Annotated in this window: 21 protein-coding genes; 18 read left to right on the top strand and 3 right to left on the bottom strand. The window is 70.0% G+C overall.

What is annotated here, in order from left to right; genetic code table 11:
* Positions 1-174 precede the first annotated feature (174 nt).
* The 3 genes from OG588_RS08825 to thrS all read left to right on the top strand — a co-directional run bounded on the left by OG588_RS08825 (position 175) and on the right by thrS (position 4,081).
* Entirely contained in the window at positions 175-741 is a 567-nt protein-coding gene (locus tag OG588_RS08825; protein ID WP_405946795.1) for a DUF4365 domain-containing protein, read from the top strand.
* On the top strand, positions 738-1,961 hold the full coding sequence (locus OG588_RS08820; RefSeq protein WP_405946794.1) for a hypothetical protein: 1,224 nt from the start codon (positions 738-740) through the stop codon (positions 1,959-1,961). Before OG588_RS08825 ends, OG588_RS08820 begins: the two co-directional genes overlap by 4 nt.
* 143 nt (positions 1,962-2,104) lie before the next feature.
* Positions 2,105-4,081, top strand: a complete 1,977-nt coding sequence (thrS, locus tag OG588_RS08815) for a threonine--tRNA ligase (RefSeq protein WP_405946793.1) — start codon at positions 2,105-2,107, stop codon at positions 4,079-4,081.
* A 72-nt stretch (positions 4,082-4,153) separates the two neighbouring features.
* Here thrS and OG588_RS08810 read toward each other — a convergent pair whose 3' ends face one another.
* Entirely contained in the window at positions 4,154-4,810 is a 657-nt protein-coding gene (locus tag OG588_RS08810; RefSeq protein WP_405946792.1) for a potassium channel family protein, read from the bottom strand.
* Between the two features lie 67 nt (positions 4,811-4,877).
* Between OG588_RS08810 and OG588_RS08805 the strand changes: the two genes are divergently transcribed.
* Positions 4,878-5,438, top strand: coding sequence for an HIT domain-containing protein (locus OG588_RS08805; RefSeq protein ID WP_033282250.1), 561 nt, complete (start codon positions 4,878-4,880; stop codon positions 5,436-5,438).
* A gap of 134 nt (positions 5,439-5,572) precedes the next feature.
* Here the strand turns inward: OG588_RS08805 and OG588_RS08800 are convergent, their stop codons facing one another.
* A complete protein-coding gene (locus OG588_RS08800; protein WP_405946791.1) occupies positions 5,573-7,237 on the bottom strand; it encodes a hypothetical protein in 1,665 nt (554 codons plus the stop codon).
* A 208-nt stretch (positions 7,238-7,445) separates the two neighbouring features.
* Positions 7,446-9,641 carry an elongation factor G-like protein EF-G2 gene (locus OG588_RS08795; protein WP_398852833.1) on the bottom strand — a complete coding sequence of 732 codons (2,196 nt, stop codon included), beginning with the start codon at positions 9,639-9,641 and terminating at the stop codon, positions 7,446-7,448.
* Positions 9,642-9,875: 234 nt separating this feature from the next.
* Here OG588_RS08795 and pgsA point away from each other — a divergent pair, with 234 nt between their 5' ends.
* The 14 genes from pgsA to OG588_RS08725 all read left to right on the top strand — a co-directional run bounded on the left by pgsA (position 9,876) and on the right by OG588_RS08725 (position 22,635).
* On the top strand, positions 9,876-10,613 hold the full coding sequence (gene pgsA, locus OG588_RS08790; protein ID WP_078622984.1) for a phosphatidylinositol phosphate synthase: 738 nt from the start codon (positions 9,876-9,878) through the stop codon (positions 10,611-10,613).
* A complete protein-coding gene (locus OG588_RS08785) occupies positions 10,610-11,521 on the top strand; it encodes a phosphatidylinositol mannoside acyltransferase (protein ID WP_405946790.1) in 912 nt (303 codons plus the stop codon). The genes pgsA and OG588_RS08785 overlap by 4 nt, the downstream gene beginning before the upstream one ends.
* Complete coding sequence (locus OG588_RS08780) at positions 11,518-12,678, top strand: glycosyltransferase family 4 protein (RefSeq protein WP_405946789.1); 1,161 nt, start codon at positions 11,518-11,520, stop codon at positions 12,676-12,678. The genes OG588_RS08785 and OG588_RS08780 overlap by 4 nt, the downstream gene beginning before the upstream one ends.
* Positions 12,679-12,872: 194 nt before the next feature.
* Positions 12,873-13,415, top strand: a complete 543-nt coding sequence (locus tag OG588_RS08775) for a hypothetical protein (RefSeq protein WP_405946788.1) — start codon at positions 12,873-12,875, stop codon at positions 13,413-13,415.
* A 126-nt stretch (positions 13,416-13,541) separates the two neighbouring features.
* Positions 13,542-14,453, top strand: coding sequence for a pyridoxal 5'-phosphate synthase lyase subunit PdxS (gene pdxS, locus OG588_RS08770; RefSeq protein WP_366434271.1), 912 nt, complete (start codon positions 13,542-13,544; stop codon positions 14,451-14,453).
* Positions 14,454-14,459: 6 nt separating this feature from the next.
* Positions 14,460-15,065 (top strand): pyridoxal 5'-phosphate synthase glutaminase subunit PdxT, encoded by a 606-nt coding sequence (gene pdxT, locus OG588_RS08765; protein ID WP_405946787.1) that lies wholly within the window; start codon positions 14,460-14,462, stop codon positions 15,063-15,065.
* Between the two features lie 51 nt (positions 15,066-15,116).
* On the top strand, positions 15,117-15,869 hold the full coding sequence (locus tag OG588_RS08760) for a YebC/PmpR family DNA-binding transcriptional regulator (RefSeq protein WP_405946786.1): 753 nt from the start codon (positions 15,117-15,119) through the stop codon (positions 15,867-15,869).
* A gap of 203 nt (positions 15,870-16,072) precedes the next feature.
* Entirely contained in the window at positions 16,073-16,684 is a 612-nt protein-coding gene (gene ruvC / locus OG588_RS08755) for a crossover junction endodeoxyribonuclease RuvC (protein WP_366495512.1), read from the top strand.
* Entirely contained in the window at positions 16,681-17,289 is a 609-nt protein-coding gene (gene ruvA / locus OG588_RS08750) for a Holliday junction branch migration protein RuvA (RefSeq protein ID WP_019059777.1), read from the top strand. The genes ruvC and ruvA overlap by 4 nt, the downstream gene beginning before the upstream one ends.
* A 9-nt stretch (positions 17,290-17,298) precedes the next feature.
* Positions 17,299-18,369 carry a Holliday junction branch migration DNA helicase RuvB gene (ruvB, locus tag OG588_RS08745; protein ID WP_366097445.1) on the top strand — a complete coding sequence of 357 codons (1,071 nt, stop codon included), beginning with the start codon at positions 17,299-17,301 and terminating at the stop codon, positions 18,367-18,369.
* Positions 18,370-18,534: 165 nt separating this feature from the next.
* Complete coding sequence (gene yajC, locus OG588_RS08740) at positions 18,535-19,041, top strand: preprotein translocase subunit YajC (RefSeq protein WP_405946785.1); 507 nt, start codon at positions 18,535-18,537, stop codon at positions 19,039-19,041.
* A 141-nt stretch (positions 19,042-19,182) separates the two neighbouring features.
* Positions 19,183-20,964, top strand: a complete 1,782-nt coding sequence (secD, locus tag OG588_RS08735; protein ID WP_405946784.1) for a protein translocase subunit SecD — start codon at positions 19,183-19,185, stop codon at positions 20,962-20,964.
* Between the two features lies 1 nt (position 20,965).
* Positions 20,966-22,090: a protein translocase subunit SecF gene (secF, locus tag OG588_RS08730; protein WP_405946783.1), complete on the top strand. Its 1,125-nt coding sequence runs from the start codon at positions 20,966-20,968 to the stop codon at positions 22,088-22,090.
* Entirely contained in the window at positions 22,087-22,635 is a 549-nt protein-coding gene (locus OG588_RS08725) for an adenine phosphoribosyltransferase (RefSeq protein ID WP_405946782.1), read from the top strand. Before secF ends, OG588_RS08725 begins: the two co-directional genes overlap by 4 nt.
* Positions 22,636-22,779: the final 144 nt, after the last annotated feature.

The following is a 22,779-nucleotide window of genomic DNA, read 5'->3' as shown; positions in this document are numbered from 1 at the left end:
CAACTCCTCGTTCACCCACGGCAGCTGACGTTCCGTCTTCTGCCTGTTTGGTGATACCCGGGCTGTTTGCGCCGTACGCCGGAAGGACACAACAGGAGTGCGGGTCTTTGCAGTTCAGCGACCCGATCAGGCATTCAGCACAGCAATTCACCTGAACTTGGAAGGCTGTTGGCCATGGTGATAGCGCAGCCCGAGCGGGGCGGGCTGCTGCCCGAACGGACGGCACCCCAGCGCGGATCGCTCGCCACCACCGCCTGTATGGAGACACTGCAGGTGGGCTATCTGCACGCCGTCGCAGCGGCGGCCGGCTGCTCGCTGTCCCAACCCTTTCCGGACAACGGCATCGACTGGCACGTCAGTCACGGCTCGCCCGGGCACGAGGTGGACGACGAGGTCACGATAAAAGTGCAGCTCAAGTGCACTTACCAGATCCCGCCGAACCCGCCCGGACGTTCCTTCTCGTTCACGCTCGACAACGACCATCTGCGCAAGCTCGCCCGCACACCGGTCTCGGTGCACAAGATCCTGGTCGTGATGCTCGTCCCGCGTTCCCAGGACGACTGGCTGCGCGCCAGCCACGACCGGCTCGACCTGCGGCACTGCTGCTACTGGGTCAACCTCGCCGGTCACGCGATCACCGGCCGGACCCGGACCACCGTGCGGATACCGACCTCGCGCATCTTCGACGACCGGGCGCTGTGCGAGATCATGACGCGGGTCGGGACGGGAGGCAGGCCATGAGGCACCGCTCGGTCGAGGAACACCTGCGGTCGGTACGGCCGCATCCCGAGGACGTGTCCTGGGAAGGTCCCCCCGCGCCCGACCAGGTCGACCCCGCCGTCCTCGGCGCCCTGCTGCGCCGGCACGGCTGGCAGCGCCGCGGCGGGGCCGCCGGACGGTACGGCCGCTGGACCCCACCCGGGTCCGGCGGCTCGGGCATCAGCCTGCTGGTCCCCGAGAGCCGGGCCTTCCCCGACAGCGACGACCTCCTCGGCGAGGCGCTCATCGCGCTCGCCCGCAGCAACACCCCCTCCGCCCGCGAGGTCCTCGTCGGCCTCGCCGTACCGAGCGACGAGATCCGCTGGTGGCGCGACACCCCGACCGGACCGGCCGGCGCCGCGGCCTGGACCGTGGAGGAGCAACTCCGCGCCGCCGCCCGCCAGATGCTGCTCGCCGCCGCACTCGCCACCCGCGCGCGTGCCGGCTACTACGGTGCCCGCCACCGCCGCCCCGCCGCCGCGTCCCTGGACCACGTCCTCGTCGGCTCCGCACCCGGCGGCCGTCAACTCACCGCGTTCGTCCCCGTCGACACCGGTCGCGCCCTCGCTGTACGCCTCCATCAGGCCCTGTACGCAACCCGCGAGGCCATCGACTACGAGCGGGCCACCGGCGGCATGGACGCCTTCGACGGCGCCGTGGAGGCGGGCGTCAGCCGGGAGTTGACCGAAGCCGTCGTCGCGCTCGTGCGCGGCACCGAGGGTGCGCGGATCGCCGTCGAGTGGGCGCCCGGCGCGGGGGTCCCCGAGGGCTGTGCCGCGCAGGCCGAGGCCGTCGAGTTCTCGCCGGGTGACCTGCCCGTGCTGCGCGCGGCCGGGGCCCGCTATCTGCGCGAGGAACCGGCCATGCCCGTGCGCATCACCGGCTCGGTGGTGCGGATGCGCAGGTCGGGGCCGCGCGGCGAGGGCACGGTACGGATGCAGGTGATCGCCGGCGCCGAGGTCGGGCACGTCCGGATGACCCTGGACGAGGAGTCGTACCGGATAGCCGGGCACGCCCACCTCGTAGGGCTGCCAGTCCGGGTGCACGGGCGGCTGGAGAGCCGGGGCGGCTTCCGTCGGCTCACGGGCGCCTCCGGGGTCGTACCCGTGCAGGTGGACGAGGCGGAGCGGGACCGGCTGATGAAGTCCCTCCAGGAGAACCTCGACTTCTTTGAGGAGGCGTGCAGCGGCGAGGAGGACTGAGGGAGCGGAGGGGAGCGGGGGCCGGTCCTGGGCCCGGGCCCGGGGGCGACCGTTTCGCGGTGGGGCCCGTAGGGTCGGTACGATCCCCTATTGCGCGCGCTCACGGTATGGCGCCGCATCCACCCTGTAGTCAGGAGAGACCCGTGTCAGACGTCCGTGTGATCATCCAACGCGATTCCGAGCGGGAAGAGCGCACGGTGACGACGGGCACGACGGCCGCCGAGCTCTTCGCCGGCGAGCGCTCGATCATCGCCGCGCGCGTGGCCGGAGAGCTCAAGGACCTGGCCTACGTCGTCTCCGAGGGGGACGAGGTCGAGGGCGTCGAGATCTCCTCCACCGACGGCCTGAACATCCTGCGCCACTCCACCGCGCACGTCATGGCGCAGGCCGTGCAGGAGCTGTTCCCCGAGGCCAAGCTGGGCATCGGCCCGCCGGTCAAGGACGGCTTCTACTACGACTTCGACGTCGAGCGGCCGTTCACGCCCGAGGATCTCAAGGCCATCGAGAAGAAGATGCAGGAGATCCAGAAGCGCGGGCAGCGGTTCTCGCGCCGCGTGGTGACCGACGAGGCGGCTCGCGAGGAGCTGGCTTCGGAGCCGTACAAGCTCGAACTGATCGGCATCAAGGGCTCCGCGTCGACCGACGACGGCGCGGACGTCGAGGTCGGCGCCGGCGAGCTGACGATCTACGACAACCTCGACGCCAAGACCGGCGACCTGTGCTGGAAGGACCTCTGCCGAGGCCCGCACCTGCCCACCACCCGCAACATCCCGGCGTTCAAGCTGATGCGCAACGCGGCCGCCTACTGGCGCGGCAGCGAGAAGAACCCGATGCTCCAGCGCATCTACGGCACCGCCTGGCCTTCCAAGGAGGAGCTGAAGGCGCACCTCGACTTCCTCATCGAGGCCGAGAAGCGCGACCACCGCAAGCTGGGCAGCGAGCTCGACCTGTTCTCCATCCCGGAGCAGATCGGTTCCGGCCTGGCCGTCTTCCACCCCAAGGGCGGTGTCGTCCGCCGGGTCATGGAGGACTACTCGCGGCGCCGGCACGAGGAGGAGGGCTACGAGTTCGTCTACACCCCGCACGCGACGAAGGGGAAGCTCTTCGAGACGTCCGGGCACCTGGACTGGTACGCCGACGGCATGTACCCGCCCATGCAGCTCGACGAGGGCGTGGACTACTACCTCAAGCCCATGAACTGCCCGATGCACAACCTGATCTTCGACGCGCGCGGCCGCTCGTACCGTGAACTGCCGCTGCGGCTCTTCGAGTTCGGGACCGTGTACCGGTACGAGAAGTCGGGCGTCGTGCACGGTCTGACCCGGGCGCGCGGCTTCACGCAGGACGACGCGCACATCTACTGCACGCGCGAGCAGATGGCCGACGAGCTGGACAAGACGCTCACGTTCGTCCTCAACCTGCTGCGGGACTACGGCCTGAACGACTTCTACCTGGAGCTGTCGACCAAGGACCCGGAGAAGTTCGTCGGCTCGGACGAGGTCTGGGAAGAGGCCACGGAGACGCTGCGCCAGGTCGCCGAGAAGCAGGGGCTGCCGCTCGTTCCGGACCCGGGTGGCGCCGCGTTCTACGGCCCGAAGATCTCCGTCCAGACGAAGGACGCGATCGGTCGGACCTGGCAGATGTCCACCGTCCAGCTCGACTTCAACCTGCCGGAGCGGTTCGACCTGGAGTACACCGGGCCCGACGGTTCCAAGCAGCGGCCGGTCATGATCCACCGGGCGCTGTTCGGGTCCATCGAGCGGTTCTTCGCGGTCCTGCTCGAGCACTACGCGGGTGCGTTCCCGGCGTGGCTGGCGCCGGTGCAGGCGGTCGGGATTCCGATCGGAGACGCGCACGTCGAGTACCTGGAGAAGTTCGCCGTGGCGGCGAAGAAGAAGGGGCTGCGCGTCGAGGTCGACTCGTCCTCGGACCGGATGCAGAAGAAGATCCGCAACGCGCAGAAGCAGAAGGTCCCGTTCATGGTCATCGTCGGCGACGAGGACATGAACGGCGGGACGGTGTCCTTCCGTTACCGCGACGGTTCGCAGGAGAACGGCATCGCCTTCGACGACGCCATCGCGAAGATCGAGCAGGTCGTGGCTGACCGGGTCCAGGTCTGAGTCCGCTGTCGCGGGTCTGAGTCTGCTGTTGCAGGTCTGAGTCCGCTGTTGTTCGGGAGGCCCTCGGGGAGTTCAGATCCCCGGGGGCCTCTCGTCGTCCTCCCGCGTGAAGACCTGGAGCAGCCAGGAGGCGAAGGTCCCGGTGACCGCGCCGAGCAGGGCCAGGCCGATGGCCATCATTCCTACGGCGATCAGGCGGCCGAGCGGGGTGACGGGCGCTACGTCGCCGTAGCCGACGGTCGCGAAGGTCGCGCAGGTCCACCACACGGCGTCGCCGAACGTCCTTATCGTCGCGCCCGGAGCCGCGTGTTCCTCGTGGTAGACGGAGAGGGCGCCGGCGAAGCCCAGCAGGACGGTGGACAGTCCGGCGTAGACGATCACGCGCGCGTGGAGGGCGAGTCGGGGCTGTCCGTGCCGTCGCTGCACGGCCTCGTAGACCCTGACGACGCGGAGCGGTCGCAGCAGGGGCAGGAGCAGGACCAGCGTGTCCAGCCAGTGGGTCCGGACGAAGCGCAACCGCTGCCCGCTCAGCCGCCAGCGCACCGCGTAGTCGACGGCGAAGAGGGCCCACGCGGCGAACAGTACGGCGAGGCAGAGGTCCTGCCAGGTGTCCGGCAGGCCGTGGGCCAGGATGCGCACGGCGTACGCGGCGAGGAAGACCAGGGACGCCACGGCGAGGGGGACCTCCGTGCGCTGCTCCCAGCGGGCCTTGCGGCTGTCGTCGCCCATCGGCCCAGCTTGGCGCGGGAGGGGTTTCGCGCAACCCCGGCGACACGCCGCGAACGGGCGAAGCCATATGCTTCCTTGCATGACGAGTGAGCCGGAGCAGCAGATCGGAGTGGGCACGCCGGACGCGTTCCAGCGCCTCTGGACGCCCCACCGGATGGCCTACATCCAGGGTGAGAACAAGCCGACCGGCCCCGGTGCCGACGACGGTTGCCCCTTCTGCTCGATCCCGGCGAAATCGGACGAGGACGGGCTGATCGTCAGGCGCGGTGAGCTGGTGTACGGGGTGCTCAATCTGTACCCGTACAACGGCGGCCATCTGATGGTCGTGCCCTACCGCCACGTCGCGGACTACACCGACCTGACCGACGCGGAGACCGTGGAACTCGCGGCCCTCACCAAGCAGGCGATGACAGCCCTGCGTACCGCGTCCGGCGCGCACGGCTTCAACATCGGCATGAACCAGGGGAGCGTGGCGGGCGCGGGCATCGCCGCCCACCTGCACCAGCACATCGTCCCGCGCTGGGGCGGCGACACGAACTTCATGCCGGTCGTCGGCCATACGAAGGTGCTGCCGCAACTGCTCGCGGATACGCGGAAGATGCTGGCGGACGCGTGGCCCACGGCGTGAATCTCGGGCCGTCGTCGACCAGCCCGTCCGGAGTTTGAGGACGAGGCCGTTCAGGCCGACAGCGGGGGTCCGGGGGCGCGGCCCCCAGAGGCCGGCCCCGATCCCCGCACGTGACCCGCTCAACCGCCGGAGGCCTACGCGTCGTACACGTCGGCCTTCCTCGGTGACACGTCCTGTACGCCCCCGCTGAGGACCGACGAGCGGTTGCTGAACTTCTCCGTGTTGACGCCGTTCTCGTCGAGGACGCGGATCGCCGCGGTGTGGACCACGCGCAGGACCGGTGTCGCGGCGCGCAGCGCGTCGTCCGCCATGAAGCGGTGGCGCCAGGGCTGGTCGGCCCAGGCGTGCCGCAGGCCGAACGGCTCGGGCAGGGATATGGAACCGCCGAGCCAGTTCAGCAGCGGCGGGTACCAGGTGATCGGGGCGCGGACCGCGAGGCGTACGACCTCGTCGGCGGGGACGAGGGGGAGCTTGACGCTGCGGTTCTCCCACGGCTTGAAGGTCTTCTGGACGCTCTTCGTCGGGGCCTCGGACTTGCCGGTGAACAGGGAGTTCACGGGGCCCAGGGCGTGCCCGGTGATCTCGATGCGCAGCGTCTTGTGCAGCACGGTGACCGTGATCATCATGGTGATGACCAACTGCCCTTCCCAGAGCGTCCATTGGACGCCCAGGTAGTGTCGGTCGCCGGCGCCGAACTGCTGCTTGTTGCAGATGTCCTGTATCGCGTGCGACTTGACCTGGTACGCCTCGACGTCCGTGCCGTCGGGCCGGGACACGGCCTTGGCGCCCTCGCCGATCGGCGTGACGATCCAGTGCCGAACCGTCGCCTTCGGGAAGCCGCCGGTGTTGATCGTGTTCCGCTCCAGCATGCGCAGGTCGTCGTGGATGTTGCGGATGACGTCCCAGCTGCGGAAGGGGTGGATCTCCCGGTTCTCGTCGCGCGCGATCAGGTCCTCGGCGAGCTGCCAGCTGCCCCAGCGGGTGCCCATGCCGAGGATGCCCTTGGGCCCCGCGTAGAAGACCGAGTTGGACTGCTGCTCGGCGCTGAGCTTGGCCAGGGACTGGCGGAGCTGCTCGGCCTGGGTCTCGCCGGGGCTGGTCGGCACCGCCTCGGGGACCTTGGCGCCGACGCTGCTGCCCGACAGCAGGCTGTCCCAGCGCCCGCGCAGATCCTTCGCGGTGTTCTCGCAGACCTGCTTGGCCCAGAGCCAGCCGACGACGGGCAGGACGACGCACGCGCGTGCGTACCAGGACCAGAAGCCGTGGAACGGCATCTTGATCAGGAAGATCACGGCGACGGCGCCCACCGCGACGAGCAGGGTCGTGGCGATCGCGCCGGCCCGCTTGTTGGTCTGGGTGCGCTTGTCGACCAGGCTGCGCAGCTGGAAGACCAGCAGCCAGACGATGAGTCCGGGCAGGAACAGCACGCCGCACAGGACCATGATCGTGGACAGCCTGTTGTCCCGGGCCCGGCGGATGTTGTTGGCCGCCAGGGCGTGCTCGACGACGGCCTGCGGTTCGGTGCCGAACGACTGGATGAGCGGCTTGCGGCCGGGGCCGAGCATGCGGGCGATCACGGCTCCGGAGAACGCCTCACCGAGGTTGGGGCGGAACAGCGACGCCCACTTGCCCTCGTTGACGCCCGTCTGGTGCCACTCGTTGTCGGCCTTCTTGATGTCGGCGACCGGGTTGTCCCGGTAGGCCGCCGAGGCCAGCGCGAAGGTCGCCGTCTGCCCCTCGTCGCCGGTACGCGGCACCTGTGGTCCAAAGATGTCCGCGTAACCGCTGTCAACGGTCATTCCCGCCCCCGATCGCCGCTGTTCCCGCTTCTGCGGCTTTCCCGACTTCCGTGCTCCGCACACCTGTTGATCAGGTCATCAGCGTATCGGCCATCACTGACATCCGTCGGCGGACAGCCGAAGCTGCCCGCCAACCCGGAAGTGATCGTTCCTTTTAGGTCACTTGTGGGTCGCCGCACGCCACAAGTGAGCCCCACGGCATCAACTGCTAGGCGTCGCCCGCCTCTTCGCGGATCCGTTCGGCGATCTGCGGAGGCATCGGTTCGTGGCGGGCGTAGGCGCGGTTGAAGCGGGCAGTGCCGTGCGAGAGGGAGCGGAGGTCCACGGCATAGCGGCCGATCTCTATCTCCGGCACCTCCGCGCGGATCAGTGTGCGTCCGCCGGTCGTCTGCTCGGTGCCGAGCACCCGGCCGCGTCGCCCGGACAGGTCGCTCATCACCGCGCCCACGTAGTCGTCGCCGACCAGCACGGTCACCTCGGCCACCGGTTCCAGGAGATGGATCTTCGCGTCGACCGCGGCCTCCCGCAGGGCCAGCGCGCCGGCCGTCTGGAACGCGGCGTCCGAGGAGTCCACGGAGTGCGCCTTGCCGTCCAGGAGCGTGATCCGTACGTCCAGAAGGGGATGGCCGGCCGCAACTCCCCTTGCCGCCTGGGCCCTTACGCCCTTCTCCACCGACGGGATGAACTGCCGCGGCACCGCGCCACCGATGACCTTGTCCACGAACTCGATGCCCGTGCCGCCCGGCAACGGCTCGACCTCGATCTCGCAGATCGCGAACTGCCCGTGCCCGCCCGACTGTTTGACGTGCCGGCCGCGCCCCTGCGCCTTGGCGGCGAACGTCTCCCGTAGGGAGACCTTGTGCGGCACGAGGTCGACCTGGACGCCGTACCGGTTGCGCAGCCGTTCCAGGGCGACGTCCGCGTGGGCCTCGCCGAGGCACCACAGGACGACCTGGTGGGTGTCCTGGTTCTGTTCCAGGCGCATGGTGGGGTCCTCGGCGACGAGCCTGCTCAGGCCCTGCGAGAGCTTGTCCTCGTCCGCCTTGCTGTGCGCCTGGATCGCGAGCGGCAGCAGCGGGTCGGGCATCTCCCAGGGTTCCATGAGCAGCGGGTCGTCCTTGGCCGAAAGCGTGTCCCCGGTCTCCGCGCGGCCCAGCTTCGCCACGCACGCGAGGTCGCCCGCGATGCAGTGTGTGAGCGCCCGCTGGTGTTTGCCGAAGGGCGCGGAGAGGGCGCCGACGCGCTCGTCGACGTCGTGGTCCTCGTGCCCGCGGTCGGCGAGTCCGTGCCCGGAGACATGGACGGTCGCGTCCGGCCGTAGCGTCCCAGAGAAGACGCGCACCAGGGAGACCCGGCCGACGTACGGGTCGGAGGCGGTCTTCACGACCTCGGCGACCAGCGGACCGTTCGGGTCGCACGCCTTGAGCTCCCGCGCCCTGCCGTCGACCGTGGTGACCCCGGGCGCCGCGCGCTCCAGCGGGGTCGGGAAACCGCCGGTGATCAGCTCCAGGAGCTCGACCGTGCCGAGGCCCTGCCGGGAGCCCTCCGCGGCCGGGGCGGCGGCCAGCACGGGGAAGAACACCCCGCGCGCGACGGCCCGTTCCAGGTCGCCGATCAGTGTCTTGACGTCGATCTCCTCGCCGCCGAGATAGCGGTCCATGAGGGTCTCGTCCTCGCTCTCCGCGATGATCCCCTCGATGAGCCGGTTGCGGGCCTCCTCGATCCGCGGCAGCTGGTCGGGTCCGGGCTCGGACTCCTTGCGCTCCCCGGACGCGTAGTCGAACACTTTCTGCGACAGCAGCCCGACAAGACCGCTCACGGGCGCGTGCCCGTCCGGCCCCGGCACGCCGTGCAACGGCAGGTACAGCGGGAGTACGGCGTCGGGGTCGTCCGCGCCGAAGGCCTCCGCGCAGGTCCGGGTCATCGACTCGAAGTCCGCGCGCGCGGACTCCAGATGCGTGATGACGATGGCGCGCGGCATGCCGACCGCCGCGCACTCCTCCCACACCATGCGGGTCGAGCCGTCCACGCCGTCGGAGGCCGAGACGACGAAGAGGGCCGCGTCCGCCGCACGCAGACCGGCCCTCAACTCGCCGACGAAATCGGCGTATCCGGGGGTGTCGAGAAGATTGACCTTGTACCCGTCCCAGTCGACGGGCACCAGGGAGAGCTGCACCGAGCGCTGCTGCCGGTGCTCGATCTCGTCGTAGTCGGAGACGGTGCCGCCGTCCTCCACGCGGCCCGCCCTGTTCACCGCCCCCGCGGTCAGCGCGAGGGCCTCGACCAGAGTCGTCTTGCCCGATCCGGAGTGGCCGACCAGCACCACATTCCGTACGGACGCGGGGTGGTCGGCCGCTGTAGCCCTGCCGGCGGCTCCGGGGTGTGCGTTCGCCTTGTCGCCCATGGCCTTGCCTCCCGTACACGGTGAGGTCACTGTGGGCGCGGACACACGCAGCCGCGTGCGGTGGCGGCTCCGATGACGCCCGCGGTGCTTCGAGCTTTCCACTCCGGTCACGGTGCGTCCATACACCGGACGCGATCCGGCCGTCGGCACCGATGGCACCGAGTCGTGCTGCAGCCATTCAAAACACGGGCGGCACGGGTGCCCGGCCGTCGCCCACGCGCGCGCGTGGCTACGATGGGCCAGCCGGTGGCCAGCAGGGGCCGCGCGGCGACACCGACCCTCGGGAAGGCCATGCTGAACAAGTACGCGCGTGCATTCTTCACGCGTGTCCTCACGCCGTTCGCCGCGTTTCTGATCCGCCGGGGCGTCAGCCCCGACACGGTCACCCTCCTCGGCACCGCCGGAGTGGTCGCGGGCGCGCTGGTCTTCTATCCCATGGGCGAGTTCTTCTGGGGCACGGTCGTGATCACGCTGTTCGTGTTCTCGGACCTCGTCGACGGCAACATGGCCCGCCAGCTGGGCCGCTCCAGCCGCTGGGGCGCCTTCCTGGACTCCACGCTCGACCGGGTCGCCGACAGCGCGGTCTTCGGCGGCCTGGCCCTCTGGTACGCGGGCGGCGGCGACAACATCGCCCTGTGCGCCGTCTCGATCTTCTGCCTGGCCAGCGGCCAGGTGGTGTCGTACACCAAGGCGCGCGGCGAGTCGATCGGCCTGCCGGTCGCCGTCAACGGCCTGGTCGAGCGGGCCGAGCGGCTCGTGATCTCGCTCGTGGCGTGCGGTCTCGCCGGTCTGCACAAGTTCGGCGTCCCGGGCATCCAGTGGCTGCTGCCCGTCGCCCTGTGGATCGTCGCCGTCGGCAGCCTGGTCACGCTGATCCAGCGCGTCGTCACGGTCCGCCGGGAGGCCGCCGAGGCCGACGCAACGGCGGCCCAGGAGGCCCCGGAGCAGCACAGCAGCGGGGCGACTCCGTGAGCAGTGCCCAGGAGCGGCTGACGGACGCGCTCTACGGCCTGGGCTGGAGCGCCGTCAAGAAGCTCCCCGAGCCGGTCGCGGTCCGGCTCGGCCGCACCGTCGCCGACCTAGCCTGGAAGCGGCGCGGCAAGGGCGTGCAGCGGCTGGAGAGCAACTACGCGCGCGTGGTGCCCGACGCGAGCCCCGAGCGGCTCGCCGAGCTCTCGCGCGCGGGCATGCGGTCGTATCTCCGCTACTGGATGGAGTCGTTCAGGCTCCCCGCCTGGAGCGCCGAACGGATCCGCACGGGCTTCGACCCCAAGGACGTCCACCACCTCACCGACGCCATCGCCTCCGACCGCGGTGTCATCCTCGCGCTGCCCCACATGGCCAACTGGGACCTCGCCGGCGCCTGGGTCACCACCAAGCTGGAGACCCCGTTCACCACGGTGGCCGAACGCCTCAAGCCGGAGACGCTCTACGACCGTTTCGTCGCCTACCGCGAGGGCCTCGGCATGGAGGTCCTCCCGCACAGCGGCGGCACCGCCTTCGGCACGCTCGCCCGGCGGCTCCGCGACGGCGGCCTGGTCTGCCTGGTCGCCGAACGCGACCTGTCCGCCTCCGGGGTCGAGGTGAAGTTCTTCGGCGAGCCCACCCGCATGCCCGCCGGACCGGCCCTCCTCGCCCAACAGACCGGCGCACTACTCCTCCCCGTGACCCTCTGGTACGACGACTCACCGGTCATGAAGGGCCGGGTCCACCCGCCGGTCGAGCTACCCGAGTCAGGTGACCGGGCCGAGAAGACGTCTGTCATCACACAGGCGCTGGCAGACGCTTTCGCCACCGGCATCGCCGACCACCCGGAGGACTGGCACATGCTCCAGCGCTTGTGGCTCGCGGATCTCGATCCCAGCAAGGGGCCCTCGTGAGGATCGGCATCGTCTGCCCCTACTCCTGGGACGTGCCGGGCGGCGTCCAGTTCCACATCAGAGACCTCGCCGAGTACTTCATCCGGCTCGGTCACGAGGTGTCCGTGCTGGCTCCGGCCGACGACGACACCCCGCTGCCGCCGTACGTCGTCTCGGCCGGCCGCGCGGTCCCGGTGCCGTACAACGGCTCGGTGGCCCGGCTGAACTTCGGCTTCCTGTCCGCCGCCCGGGTCCGACGCTGGCTGCACGACGGCGAGTTCGACGTCATCCACATCCACGAACCGACCTCGCCGTCCCTCGGCCTGCTCGCCTGCTGGGCCGCGCAGGGCCCGATCGTCGCCACCTTCCACACCTCGAACCCGCGCTCCCGGGCGATGATCGCCGCGTACGCGATCCTCCAGGCCGCGCTGGAGAAGATCAGCGCGCGGATCGCCGTGAGCGAGTACGCCCGCCGCACGCTCGTCGAACACCTCGGCGGCGACGCGGTCGTCATCCCGAACGGCGTCGACGTCGACTTCTTCGCCCGCGCCGAACCCAAGCCGGAGTGGCAGGGCGAGACCATCGGTTTCATAGGGCGCATCGACGAGCCCCGCAAGGGCCTCCCGGTGCTGATGAACGCCCTCCCGAAGATCCTCGCCGAGCGCCCGAACGCCCGACTCCTGGTAGCCGGTCGCGGCGACGAGGAGGAGGCCGTCGAATCACTCCCCAAGGAACTGCGTTCACGCGTCGAGTTCCTCGGCATGGTCAGCGACGAGGACAAGGCCCGCTTCCTGCGCAGCATCGACCTCTACGTAGCGCCCAACACCGGCGGCGAGAGCTTCGGCATCATCCTCGTAGAGGCCATGTCGGCAGGCGCCCCGGTGCTCGCCTCCGACCTCCCCGCCTTCGCCCAGGTCCTCGACCAGGGCGCGGCCGGCGAACTGTTCGCCAACGAGGACGCGGACGCCCTCGCCGAGGCGGCCGTACGACTCCTGGGCGATCCCGAGCGGCTGGCGGAGCTGCGGCGGAGCGGGAGCGCCCATGTGCGTCGCTTCGACTGGTCGACGGTCGGCGCGGACATCCTGTCGGTCTACGAGACCGTGACGGCGGGCGCGGCAGCGGTGGCGACGGACGAACGGACGGGGTTGCGGGCGAGGTTCGGGCTGGCGCGGGACTGAGAGGCGGCAACTTCTTGATGCGGGCCGCTATATCCAGCCCGTCCGGCGTTTGAGGACGAGGCCGTCCAGGCCGAAGCGGGGGAGTGGGGGCGGCAGCCACCACAACGCCCACACCAACTCCGGTCAGCCTCAGTGGAACGCCCCGCACGAATCCCGGTCAACCCGAGTGGAACGGCCCCGTAGGCTTGCCGCCCGTGACGCCAACCCTGATCTGGATCCTCGTCGCCCTGGTGGCGATCGGCCTGTACCTGAGCTGGACCGCGGGACGGCTCGACCGGCTGCACGCCCGGATCGACGCGGCCCGCGCGGCCCTCGACGCCCAACTGCTGCGCCGCGCCTCGGTGACCCAGGAACTGGCCACCTCCGGCGTCCTCGACCCGGCCGCCTCGATCGTCCTCTACGAGGCCGCGCACGCCGCCCGGCAGGCCGAGGAGGAGCAACGGGAGGTCGCCGAGAGCGAGTTGAGCCAGGCCCTGCGCGCCGTCTTCGCCGAGGCCCCGCAGGTCGAGGGCGTCCGCGAGGCACCCGGGGGAGAGGCGGCGGCCCGCGAACTCACCGAGGCGGTACGGCGGGTGCCCATGGCCCGGCGCTTCCACAACGACTCCGTACGCGCCGCCCGCGCCCTGCGCCGACACCGCAAGGTCCGCTGGTTCCGACTGGCGGGACACGCGCCCTTCCCGATGGCCTTCGAGATGGACGACGAGCCACCGGCGGCACTGGTGGACCGGGCCGCGTAGCGGTTGCCCCGGGGCACACCGGTTCGAAAACGATCCACCGCCTACCCATTGGCCCTTGCTGTGGCCTGCATCTCTGGCGTTTCCTCGGTACTGCAGCAACCCTCTTTCACCGAGTGAGGTCACCCCGTGTCCAGCACCCCCAGCTCCGCCCAGACTCCCGAGACCGGCACCGCGCGCGTGAAGCGTGGCATGGCCGAGCAGCTCAAGGGCGGTGTGATCATGGACGTGGTCAACGCCGAGCAGGCGAAGATCGCCGAGGACGCCGGCGCCGTGGCCGTCATGGCCCTGGAGCGGGTCCCCGCCGACATCCGCAAGGACGGCGGCGTGGCCCGTATGTCCGACCCGACGATGATCGAGGAGATCATCGAGGCGGTCTCCATCCCGGTCATGGCCAAGTCCCGCATCGGCCACTTCGTCGAGGCCCAGGTCCTGCAGTCCCTCGGCGTCGACTACATCGACGAGTCCGAGGTCCTCACCCCGGCCGACGAGGTCAACCACTCCGACAAGTGGGCCTTCACGACCCCCTTCGTCTGCGGTGCCACCAACCTGGGCGAGGCCCTGCGCCGTATCGCCGAGGGCGCCGCGATGATCCGCTCCAAGGGCGAGGCCGGCACCGGCAACGTCGTCGAGGCGGTCCGCCACCTGCGCCAGATCAAGAACGAGATCGCCAAGCTGCGCGGCTTCGACAACAACGAGCTGTACGCCGCCGCCAAGGAACTGCGCGCCCCGTACGAGATCGTCCGCGAGGTCGCCGAACTCGGCAAGCTCCCGGTCGTGCTGTTCTCCGCCGGTGGCGTCGCCACCCCCGCCGACGCCGCGCTGATGCGCCAGCTCGGCGCCGAGGGCGTCTTCGTCGGCTCCGGCATCTTCAAGTCCGGCGACCCGGCCAAGCGCGCCGCGGCCATCGTGAAGGCGACCACCTTCTTCGACGACCCGAAGATCATCGCGGACGCGTCCCGCAACCTCGGCGAGGCCATGGTCGGCATCAACTGCGACACCCTCCCCGAGACCGAGCGCTACGCCAACCGCGGCTGGTAACCACCCATGACCGAAACACCTGTCATCGGAGTCCTGGCCCTCCAGGGCGACGTACGGGAACACCTGATCGCCCTGGCCGCGGCCGACGCCGTGGCCAGGCAGGTCAGGCGCCCCGAGGAACTCGCCGAGGTGGACGGTCTCGTCATCCCGGGGGGTGAGTCGACCACCATCTCCAAGCTGGCCGTCCTCTTCGGAGTGATGGACCCGCTGCGCGCACGCGTGCGTGCCGGTATGCCCGTCTACGGCACCTGCGCCGGCCTGATCATGCTCGCCGACAAGATCCTCGACCCGCGCTCGGGCCAGGAGACGATCGGCGGCATCGACATGATCGTGCGCCGCAACGCCTTCGGTCGGCAGAACGAATCCTTCGAAGCAGCTGTCGACGTCCGGGGCATCGAGGGCGATCCTGTGGAGGGCGTCTTCATCCGCGCCCCCTGGGTCGAGTCCGTCGGTGCCGAGACCGAGGTCCTCGCCGAACACGAGGGCCACATCGTGGCGGTCCGCCAGGGCAACGCGCTCGCCACGTCGTTCCACCCGGAACTGACCGGCGACCACCGCGTGCACTCCCTGTTCGTCGACATGGTGCGCGCGAACCTGGCTCCGGGGTCCTAGTAGGATCTCTGGGGTTCGTAAAGAGTTGGGTTACGCGAAGGAGACAGGCAGATGTCCGGCCACTCTAAATGGGCTACGACGAAGCACAAGAAGGCCGTGATCGACGCCAAGCGCGGCAAGCTCTTCGCGAAGATGATCAAGAACATCGAGGTTGCGGCCCGTACCGGTGGTGCCGATGTGTCCGGCAACCCGACGCTGTTCGACGCCATCCAGAAGGCCAAGAAGAGCTCGGTCCCGAACAAGAACATCGACTCCGCGGTCAAGCGCGGCGCCGGTCTCGAAGCCGGTGGCGCCGACTACGAGACGATCATGTACGAGGGTTATGGCCCTAACGGTGTCGCCGTGCTCATCGAGTGCCTCACCGACAACCGCAACCGCGCCGCCTCGGACGTGCGTGTCGCCATGACCCGTAACGGCGGGAACATGGCCGACCCCGGTTCCGTGTCGTACCTCTTCAACCGCAAGGGTGTCGTGATCGTCCCCAAGGGCGAGCTGTCCGAGGACGACGTCCTGGGTGCCGTGCTCGACGCGGGCGCCGAGGAGGTCAACGACCTCGGTGAGTCCTTCGAGGTCATCTCCGAGGCCACCGACCTGGTCGCGGTCCGCACCGCGCTCCAGGACGCCGGCATCGACTACGACTCCGCCGACGCCAACTTCGTCCCGACCATGCAGGTCGAGCTCGACGAGGACGGCGCCCGCAAGATCTTCAAGCTGATCGACGCCCTGGAGGACAGCGACGACGTGCAGAACGTCTTCGCCAACTTCGACGTCAGCGACGAGGTCATGGAGAAGGTCGACGCGTAGCGCTGCCGCGAGCTGAGCGGGATTTCGGCGGGCCGACGGGACACGTCCCGTCGGCCCGCCGCCGTTGTCGGTGGCAGCGGATAGCCTGGCGGAAGTCAAAGATCACCGACCGCGGACCGCAATCATCAATTGAGGAACTCCGACGGTGCTCAGCCAGGTCCGCGAGAGCGGCGGCGGTTTAGCCGCAAAAAAGGGGGGTTGGAGTGCGGGTACTGGGTGTCGACCCTGGACTCACCCGATGCGGTGTCGGAGTGGTCGAGGGCGTCGCGGGCCGGCCGCTCACCATGGTCGGCGTCGGTGTCGTACGGACCCCGGCGGACGCCGAGTTGGGCCTGCGCCTCGTCGCCATCGAGCAGGGCATCGAGGCGTGGCTTGACGAACACCGGCCCGAATTCGTCGCCGTGGAGCGGGTGTTCAGCCAGCACAACGTCCGCACGGTGATGGGCACCGCCCAGGCCAGCGCCGTGGCGATGCTCTGTGCCGCCCGCCGCGGCATCCCCGTCGCCCTGCACACCCCCAGCGAGGTCAAGGCCGCCGTCACCGGCAGCGGACGCGCCGACAAGGCCCAGGTCGGCGCCATGGTCACCCGGCTGCTGCGGCTCGACGCACCCCCCAAGCCCGCCGACGCGGCAGACGCCCTCGCCCTCGCCATCTGCCACATCTGGCGCGGCCCCGCGACCAACCGCCTCCAACAGGCCGTCGCCCAGAACCGGTTGCAACAGGCGGTCGCCCAACACGCCGCCGGCGCACGCAAAGCACCGCAAGCCCCACAAGCACCGAAGACCCCGCACGCATCGAAAGGCCGTACCGCATGATCGCCTTCGTCAGTGGCACGGTCGCCGCACTCGCCCCCGACGCCGCGGTGGTCGAGGTCGGCGGTGTCGGCATGGCCATCCAGTGCACGCCGAACACGCTGTCCACGCTCCGCCTCGGCAAGCCGGCCAAGCTCGCCACCTCCCTCGTCGTCCGCGAGGACTCGCTCACCCTGTACGGCTTCGTGGACGATGACGAACGCCAGATCTTCGAGCTGCTCCAGACCGCGACCGGCGTCGGCCCCCGGCTCGCGCAGGCCATGCTCGCCGTGCACACCCCGGACGCGTTGCGCCGAGCCGTGGCCGCCGGGGACGAGAAGGCGCTGATGGCGGTCCCGGGCATCGGCAAGAAGGGCGCCCAGAAGCTGCTGCTGGAGTTCAAGGACCGGCTCGGCGCCCCGGTGGGATCCGCCCCGGCGATCGGCGCCCCGGTCACCAGCGGCTGGCGCGACCAGCTGCACGCCGCGCTCATCGGCCTCGGGTACGCCACCCGCGAGGCCGACGAGGCCGTGGCCGCCGTAGCACCGCAGGCCGAGGCCGCCGAAGGGGCGCCGCAGGTGGGCCAGTTGCTCAAGGCCGCCCTGCAGACCCTGAACCGCGCCCGCTAGGAGACGTCAGTGAACTGGGACGACACGACCGACGAGACCGCCGACGAGCGGCTGGTGGGCTCGGTCGCCGACCGCGAGGACCAGGCCGTCGAGGCCGCCCTGCGCCCCAAGGACCTGGGCGAGTTCATCGGCCAGGAGAAGGTCCGCGAGCAGCTCGACCTGGTGCTGCGCGCCGCACGCGCGCGCGGCGCCACCGCTGACCACGTGCTGCTCTCCGGAGCCCCCGGGCTCGGCAAGACCACCCTCTCGATGATCATCGCGGCCGAGATGGAAGCCCCGATCCGCATCACCAGCGGTCCCGCCATCCAGCACGCCGGCGACCTCGCCGCGATCCTCTCCTCCCTCCAGGAGGGCGAGGTCCTCTTCCTCGACGAGATCCACCGCATGTCCCGGCCCGCCGAAGAGATGCTCTACATGGCGATGGAGGACTTCCGCGTCGACGTCATCGTCGGCAAGGGCCCCGGCGCCACCGCGATCCCGCTCGAACTCCCGCCGTTCACCCTGGTCGGCGCCACCACGCGCGCGGGACTGCTGCCACCCCCGCTGCGCGACCGCTTCGGCTTCACCGCGCACATGGAGTTCTACGAACCCACCGAGCTGGAGCGCGTCATCCACCGCTCGGCGAACCTCCTCGACGTGGAGATCGACCCCGCCGGCGCCGCCGAGATCGCCGGACGTTCGCGCGGCACCCCCCGCATCGCCAACCGCCTGCTGCGCCGGGTACGGGATTACGCGCAGGTCAAGGCCGACGGCTTCATCACCCAGGACATCGCCGGGGCCGCCCTCAAGGTCTACGAGGTCGACGGGCGCGGCCTCGACCGGCTCGACCGCGGTGTCCTCGAAGCGCTGCTCAAGCTGTTCGGCGGCGGACCGGTCGGCCTGTCCACGCTCGCGGTCGCCGTGGGGGAGGAGCGCGAGACCGTCGAGGAGGTCGCCGAACCCTTCCTCGTACGGGAGGGACTGCTGGCCCGCACCCCGCGCGGACGCGTCGCCACCCCGGCCGCGTGGGCGCATCTGGGCCTCACCCCGCCCCGCTCGTCAACCGGGGGAAACGGACAAGGGGACCTGTTCGGGGCGTGACGGCGGGGGCGCTGGCCGGGTCAGGAACCCCGGTGCCATGCTGAGCGTTGTTCCATCAGCGTGGACTCGCTTAGACTCCGCCGATGCCGCCTTTGTGGGCGGCGCCGACCACCCCCATCCACCAGGCCGCTCACCGCCGCGGTCGTGCGAAGGAAATTCCGTCCCGTGAATATCGTGACCATCCTCCCGTTCATCGTGCTCATCGGGGCCATGTTCCTGATGACCCGCTCTGCCAAGCGCAAGCAGCAGGCGGCCGCGTCGATGCGTAATGACATGCAGCCCGGCACCGGCGTCCGCACGATCGGGGGCGTGTACGCGACGGTCAAGGAGGTCAACGAGGAGACGGTCCTTCTCGACGCGGGCCCGGGCGTCGAGCTTCTCTTCGCGAAGAACGCGATCGGCGCCGTCCTCACCGACGACGAGTACAACCGCATCGTGCACGGCGTCGAGCACGACCTGAAGGACGACGCCGACATCGTCCCGGACGACGCCTCCTCCCTCACCGAGACCGACGAGCCCGCCGCCGACTCTTCCGACGACAAGCCCATCGACCTCGGCAAGAAGGACGCGGCCGACGAGCCGGCCGACGCCACCGAGGAGCCGGCCGACGCGGCCGAGGCGAAGACGGAAGAAGAGCCGAAGAAGTCCGACGGCGAGTCCGACGCGAAGTAGTCACGTCCCGGGAGCGCGGCGCGACCCGCTCGCGCCCCGCGCACCCCGGGTACGTGCGTCGCTCGCACGGGATCCGACACCATGTCATGGCCGTAGCCGCGCTGACCCGGCGTGGAGCGGCCCGAGAGGGAGTACGAGAAGGTGGCAGCACCTAAGAGGGGCCGCAGTGCGAGCGCCCAGAGCAAGCCGTGGCGCTCGCTGGCCCTCATCCTGATCGCCATCGTGGCGCTCACCGGTGGCATGTTCGCATCCGGGCACACCACTCCGCGTCTCGGCATCGACCTGGCCGGCGGCACGAGCATCACGCTGCGGGCGGTGGCCCAGCCCGGCGAGGAATCGTCGATCAACAAGACCAACATGGACACCGCGGTCGACATCATGAACCGCCGTGTCAATGGTCTTGGTGTCTCGGAGGCCGAGGTCCAGACCCAGGGCTCCAGGAACATCATCGTCAACATCCCCAAGGGCACGAACTCGGACGAGGCACGGCAGCAGGTCGGTACGACGGCCAAGCTGTACTTCCGCCCGGTCCTGGCCACGGAGGCCTCCACGGGCGCCGCGACGACGAGCCCGTCGCCGAGCGCGTCCGGCAGCGCCTCCAGCAGCCCGTCGAGCTCGCCCAGTTCCAAGGCGAGCGCTTCCTCGTCGAAGACCGGCTCCGCGACCCCGACGGCCACCGCCACTTCGCAGGGCCGTGCCGCCAGTGACGCCCTGAAGGCCGACACCACCTCGTCCGCGAGCCCCAGCGCCTCGGCCTCGGCCAGTGCCACCCCGTCGGCGAGCAGCAGCGCCGCCGCCAGCGCGGCGGCCGCCAAGCTGGAGGCCCAGTACACCGCCCTCGACTGCTCCAAGAAGGCGTCCCAGAACGTCGGCAAGAACGCCAAGGCCGAGGACGCGACCGTGGCCTGCGGTCAGGTCTCGGGTGTCTGGTACAAGTACGTGCTCGGCCCCGCCGCCGTGGACGGCACCGACGTCAAGAAGGCCGCGGCCGTCCTGAACACGACGACCGCCGCCGGCTGGCAGGTCACCATGGACTTCACCGGCAAGGGCGGCTCCAAGTTCGCCACGATCACCGGTGAACTGGCGAAGAACACCGCCCCGCAGAACGAGTTCGGCATCGTCCTCGACGGCCAGGTCGTCTCCAGCCCCTCCGTCAGCTCGTCGATCACCGGCGGCAGCGCCGAGATCTCCGGCAGCTTCACCCAGGAAGAGGCCCAGAGCCTCGCCAACATGCTGTCGTACGGCGCCCTGCCGCTGACCTTCAAGACGGACAGCGTCACCACGGTGACCGCGGCCCTCGGCGGTGAGCAGCTGCACGCCGGTCTGATCGCGGGCGCGATCGGCCTCGCGCTGGTCGTCCTCTACCTGCTGATCTTCTACCGCGGTCTGTCGGTCATCGCGATCCCCTCGCTGCTGGTCTCCGCGATCCTCACGTACGTGATCATGGCGCTGCTCGGCCCGGGCATCGGCTTCGCGCTGAACCTGCCGGCGGTCTGCGGTGCGATCGTCGCGATCGGTATCACCGCGGACTCGTTCATCGTGTTCTTCGAACGCATCCGGGACGAGATCCGGGAGGGCCGCTCGCTGCGTCCCTCCGTCGAGCGGGCCTGGCCCCGAGCCCGGCGCACCATCCTGGTCTCCGACTTCGTGTCGTTCCTCGCCGCCGCGGTGCTGTTCATCGTCACCGTCGGCAAGGTCCAGGGCTTCGCGTTCACGCTCGGTCTGACCACCGTGCTCGACGTGGTCGTCGTCTTCCTCTTCACCAAGCCGCTGATGACCATCCTCGCCCGCCGGAAGTTCTTCTCGGACGGCCACAAGTGGTCCGGCATCGACCCGAAGGCGCTGGGTGCCAAGCCGCCGCTGCGTCGCACCCGCCGTCCCGCCGGTTCTGCCGCGGGCCCTGTCGACCCGAAGGAGGCGTGAGATGTCGAAACTCGGCAACCTCGGCGCCCGACTGCACCGTGGCGAGGTCGGGTACGACTTCGTCGGCAATCGCAAGATCTGGTACGGCATCTCGATCCTGATCACCATCACGGCCATCCTCGGCCTGACGGTGCGCGGCCTGAACATGGGCATCGAGTTCCAGGGCGGCGCCGCCTTCACCACGCCGAAGGGCATGAGCGCCTCGGTGAGCCAGGCGGAGAAGTACGCCGAGGACGCCTCAGGTCACGACGCGGTCGTCCAGAAGCTCGGCGACGGCAGCCTGCGCATCCAGATCGCCGGCATCGACACGGACCAGTCCGACAGCATCAAGAAGCAGCTGTCGAAGGACCTGAACGTCGACTCCGAGAGCATCGCCGCGGACCTGGTCGGCCCCAGCTGGGGTGACCAGGTCGCCAACAAGGCCTGGGAGGGCCTGGCGATCTTCATGGTGCTGGTCGTGATCTATCTGGCGATCGCCTTCGAGTGGCGCATGGCCCTGGCGGCGCTCGTGGCCCTGATTCACGACATCACCATCACCATCGGCATCTACGCCCTCGTCGGCTTCGAGGTCACGCCCGGTACGGTGATCGGTCTGCTGACCATCCTCGGTTACTCGCTCTACGACACGGTCGTCGTCTTCGACAGCCTCAAGGAGCAGACCAAGGACATCACCAAGCAGACCCGTTGGACCTACAGCGACATCGCCAACCGGTCGATCAACGGCACCCTGGTGCGGTCCATCAACACCACGGTCGTCGCGCTGCTGCCGGTCGCGGCCCTGCTGTTCATCGGTGGCGGCTTCCTCGGCGCGGGCGTGCTCAACGACATCTCGCTGTCGCTGTTCGTCGGCCTCGCGGCCGGTGCGTACTCGTCGATCTTCATCGCCACGCCGCTCGTCGCCGACCTCAAGGAGGCCGAGCCGCAGATCAAGGCGCTCAAGAAGCGCGTCCTCGCCAAGCGCGCCCAGGCCGCCGCACAGGGCGAGCCCGCGGAGTCCCCGGCAGCCAACGTCGCGGACGACGACTACGACGACGAGCCCGAGGACGCGGCAGCCGTCGTGGGCCCGCGCACCCAGCCGGCGTCCCGCAACCGCGGTCGCGGGCGTCCGTCCGGGAAGCGCCGATGACGGAGCTCGCAGACATCACGGAGTTGCTGCTCAGCCGTATCCGCGATGTGGCCGACTACCCGGAGCCGGGTGTGATGTTCAAGGACATCACCCCGCTCCTGGCAGACCCGGCCGCGTTCACGGCGCTCACGGACGCGCTCGCCGAGATCGTCGTGCGCACCGGTGCGACGAAGGTCGTGGGTCTGGAGGCCCGCGGCTTCATCCTCGGCGCCCCGGTGGCCGTCCGCGCGGGCGTCGGCTTCATCCCCGTGCGCAAGGCGGGCAAGCTCCCCGGAGCGACCCTCAGCCAGACGTACGACCTGGAGTACGGCTCCGCCGAGATCGAGGTGCACGCCGAGGACCTGAGCGCCGGTGACCGCGTCCTGGTCGTCGACGACGTCCTGGCCACCGGCGGCACCGCCGAGGCTTCCCTCCAGCTGATCCGCAGGGCGGGCGCCGAGATCGCGGGCGTCGCCGTCCTCATGGAGCTGGGCTTCCTCGCGGGCCGCGCCCGCCTGGAACCGGCACTGGACGGCGCCCCCCTGGAGGCACTGCTCGTAGTCTGACGTGAACGCGTGCCGCAACGGCCGTCCCTCCACCACGGGGGACGGCCGTCGCGCATGTCACGGGCGCCCTGAGGGGACCTCACGGCCCGTCCGCGCAACCTCACGCACGCCCCCAGAGCAACCCCAGGACAACCCCAGGACACC

The sequence above is a fragment of the Streptomyces prunicolor genome, assembly GCF_045162825.1.
In the GTDB taxonomy this organism is placed as follows: Bacteria; Actinomycetota; Actinomycetes; order Streptomycetales; family Streptomycetaceae; genus Streptomyces; species Streptomyces prunicolor.
The sequence above is the reverse complement of the archived record's forward strand: the minus strand, read 5'-3'. Positions and strand labels throughout refer to the sequence as shown.

Coding starts and splice junctions, on each gene's coding strand:
- OG588_RS08795 (WP_398852833.1), bottom strand. CDS start 9,641: ATGGGCGACAAGGCGAACGCACACCCCGGAGCCGCCGGCAGGGCTACA.
- OG588_RS08760 (WP_405946786.1), top strand. CDS start 15,117: ATGTCCGGCCACTCTAAATGGGCTACGACGAAGCACAAGAAGGCCGTG.
- OG588_RS08810 (WP_405946792.1), bottom strand. CDS start 4,810: ATGGGCGACGACAGCCGCAAGGCCCGCTGGGAGCAGCGCACGGAGGTC.
- OG588_RS08825 (WP_405946795.1), top strand. CDS start 175: ATGGTGATAGCGCAGCCCGAGCGGGGCGGGCTGCTGCCCGAACGGACG.
- OG588_RS08805 (WP_033282250.1), top strand. CDS start 4,878: ATGCTTCCTTGCATGACGAGTGAGCCGGAGCAGCAGATCGGAGTGGGC.
- secF (WP_405946783.1), top strand. CDS start 20,966: ATGTCGAAACTCGGCAACCTCGGCGCCCGACTGCACCGTGGCGAGGTC.
- OG588_RS08725 (WP_405946782.1), top strand. CDS start 22,087: ATGACGGAGCTCGCAGACATCACGGAGTTGCTGCTCAGCCGTATCCGC.
- pgsA (WP_078622984.1), top strand. CDS start 9,876: ATGGGCCAGCCGGTGGCCAGCAGGGGCCGCGCGGCGACACCGACCCTC.
- ruvA (WP_019059777.1), top strand. CDS start 16,681: ATGATCGCCTTCGTCAGTGGCACGGTCGCCGCACTCGCCCCCGACGCC.
- pdxT (WP_405946787.1), top strand. CDS start 14,460: ATGACCGAAACACCTGTCATCGGAGTCCTGGCCCTCCAGGGCGACGTA.
- OG588_RS08820 (WP_405946794.1), top strand. CDS start 738: ATGAGGCACCGCTCGGTCGAGGAACACCTGCGGTCGGTACGGCCGCAT.
- OG588_RS08800 (WP_405946791.1), bottom strand. CDS start 7,237: ATGACCGTTGACAGCGGTTACGCGGACATCTTTGGACCACAGGTGCCG.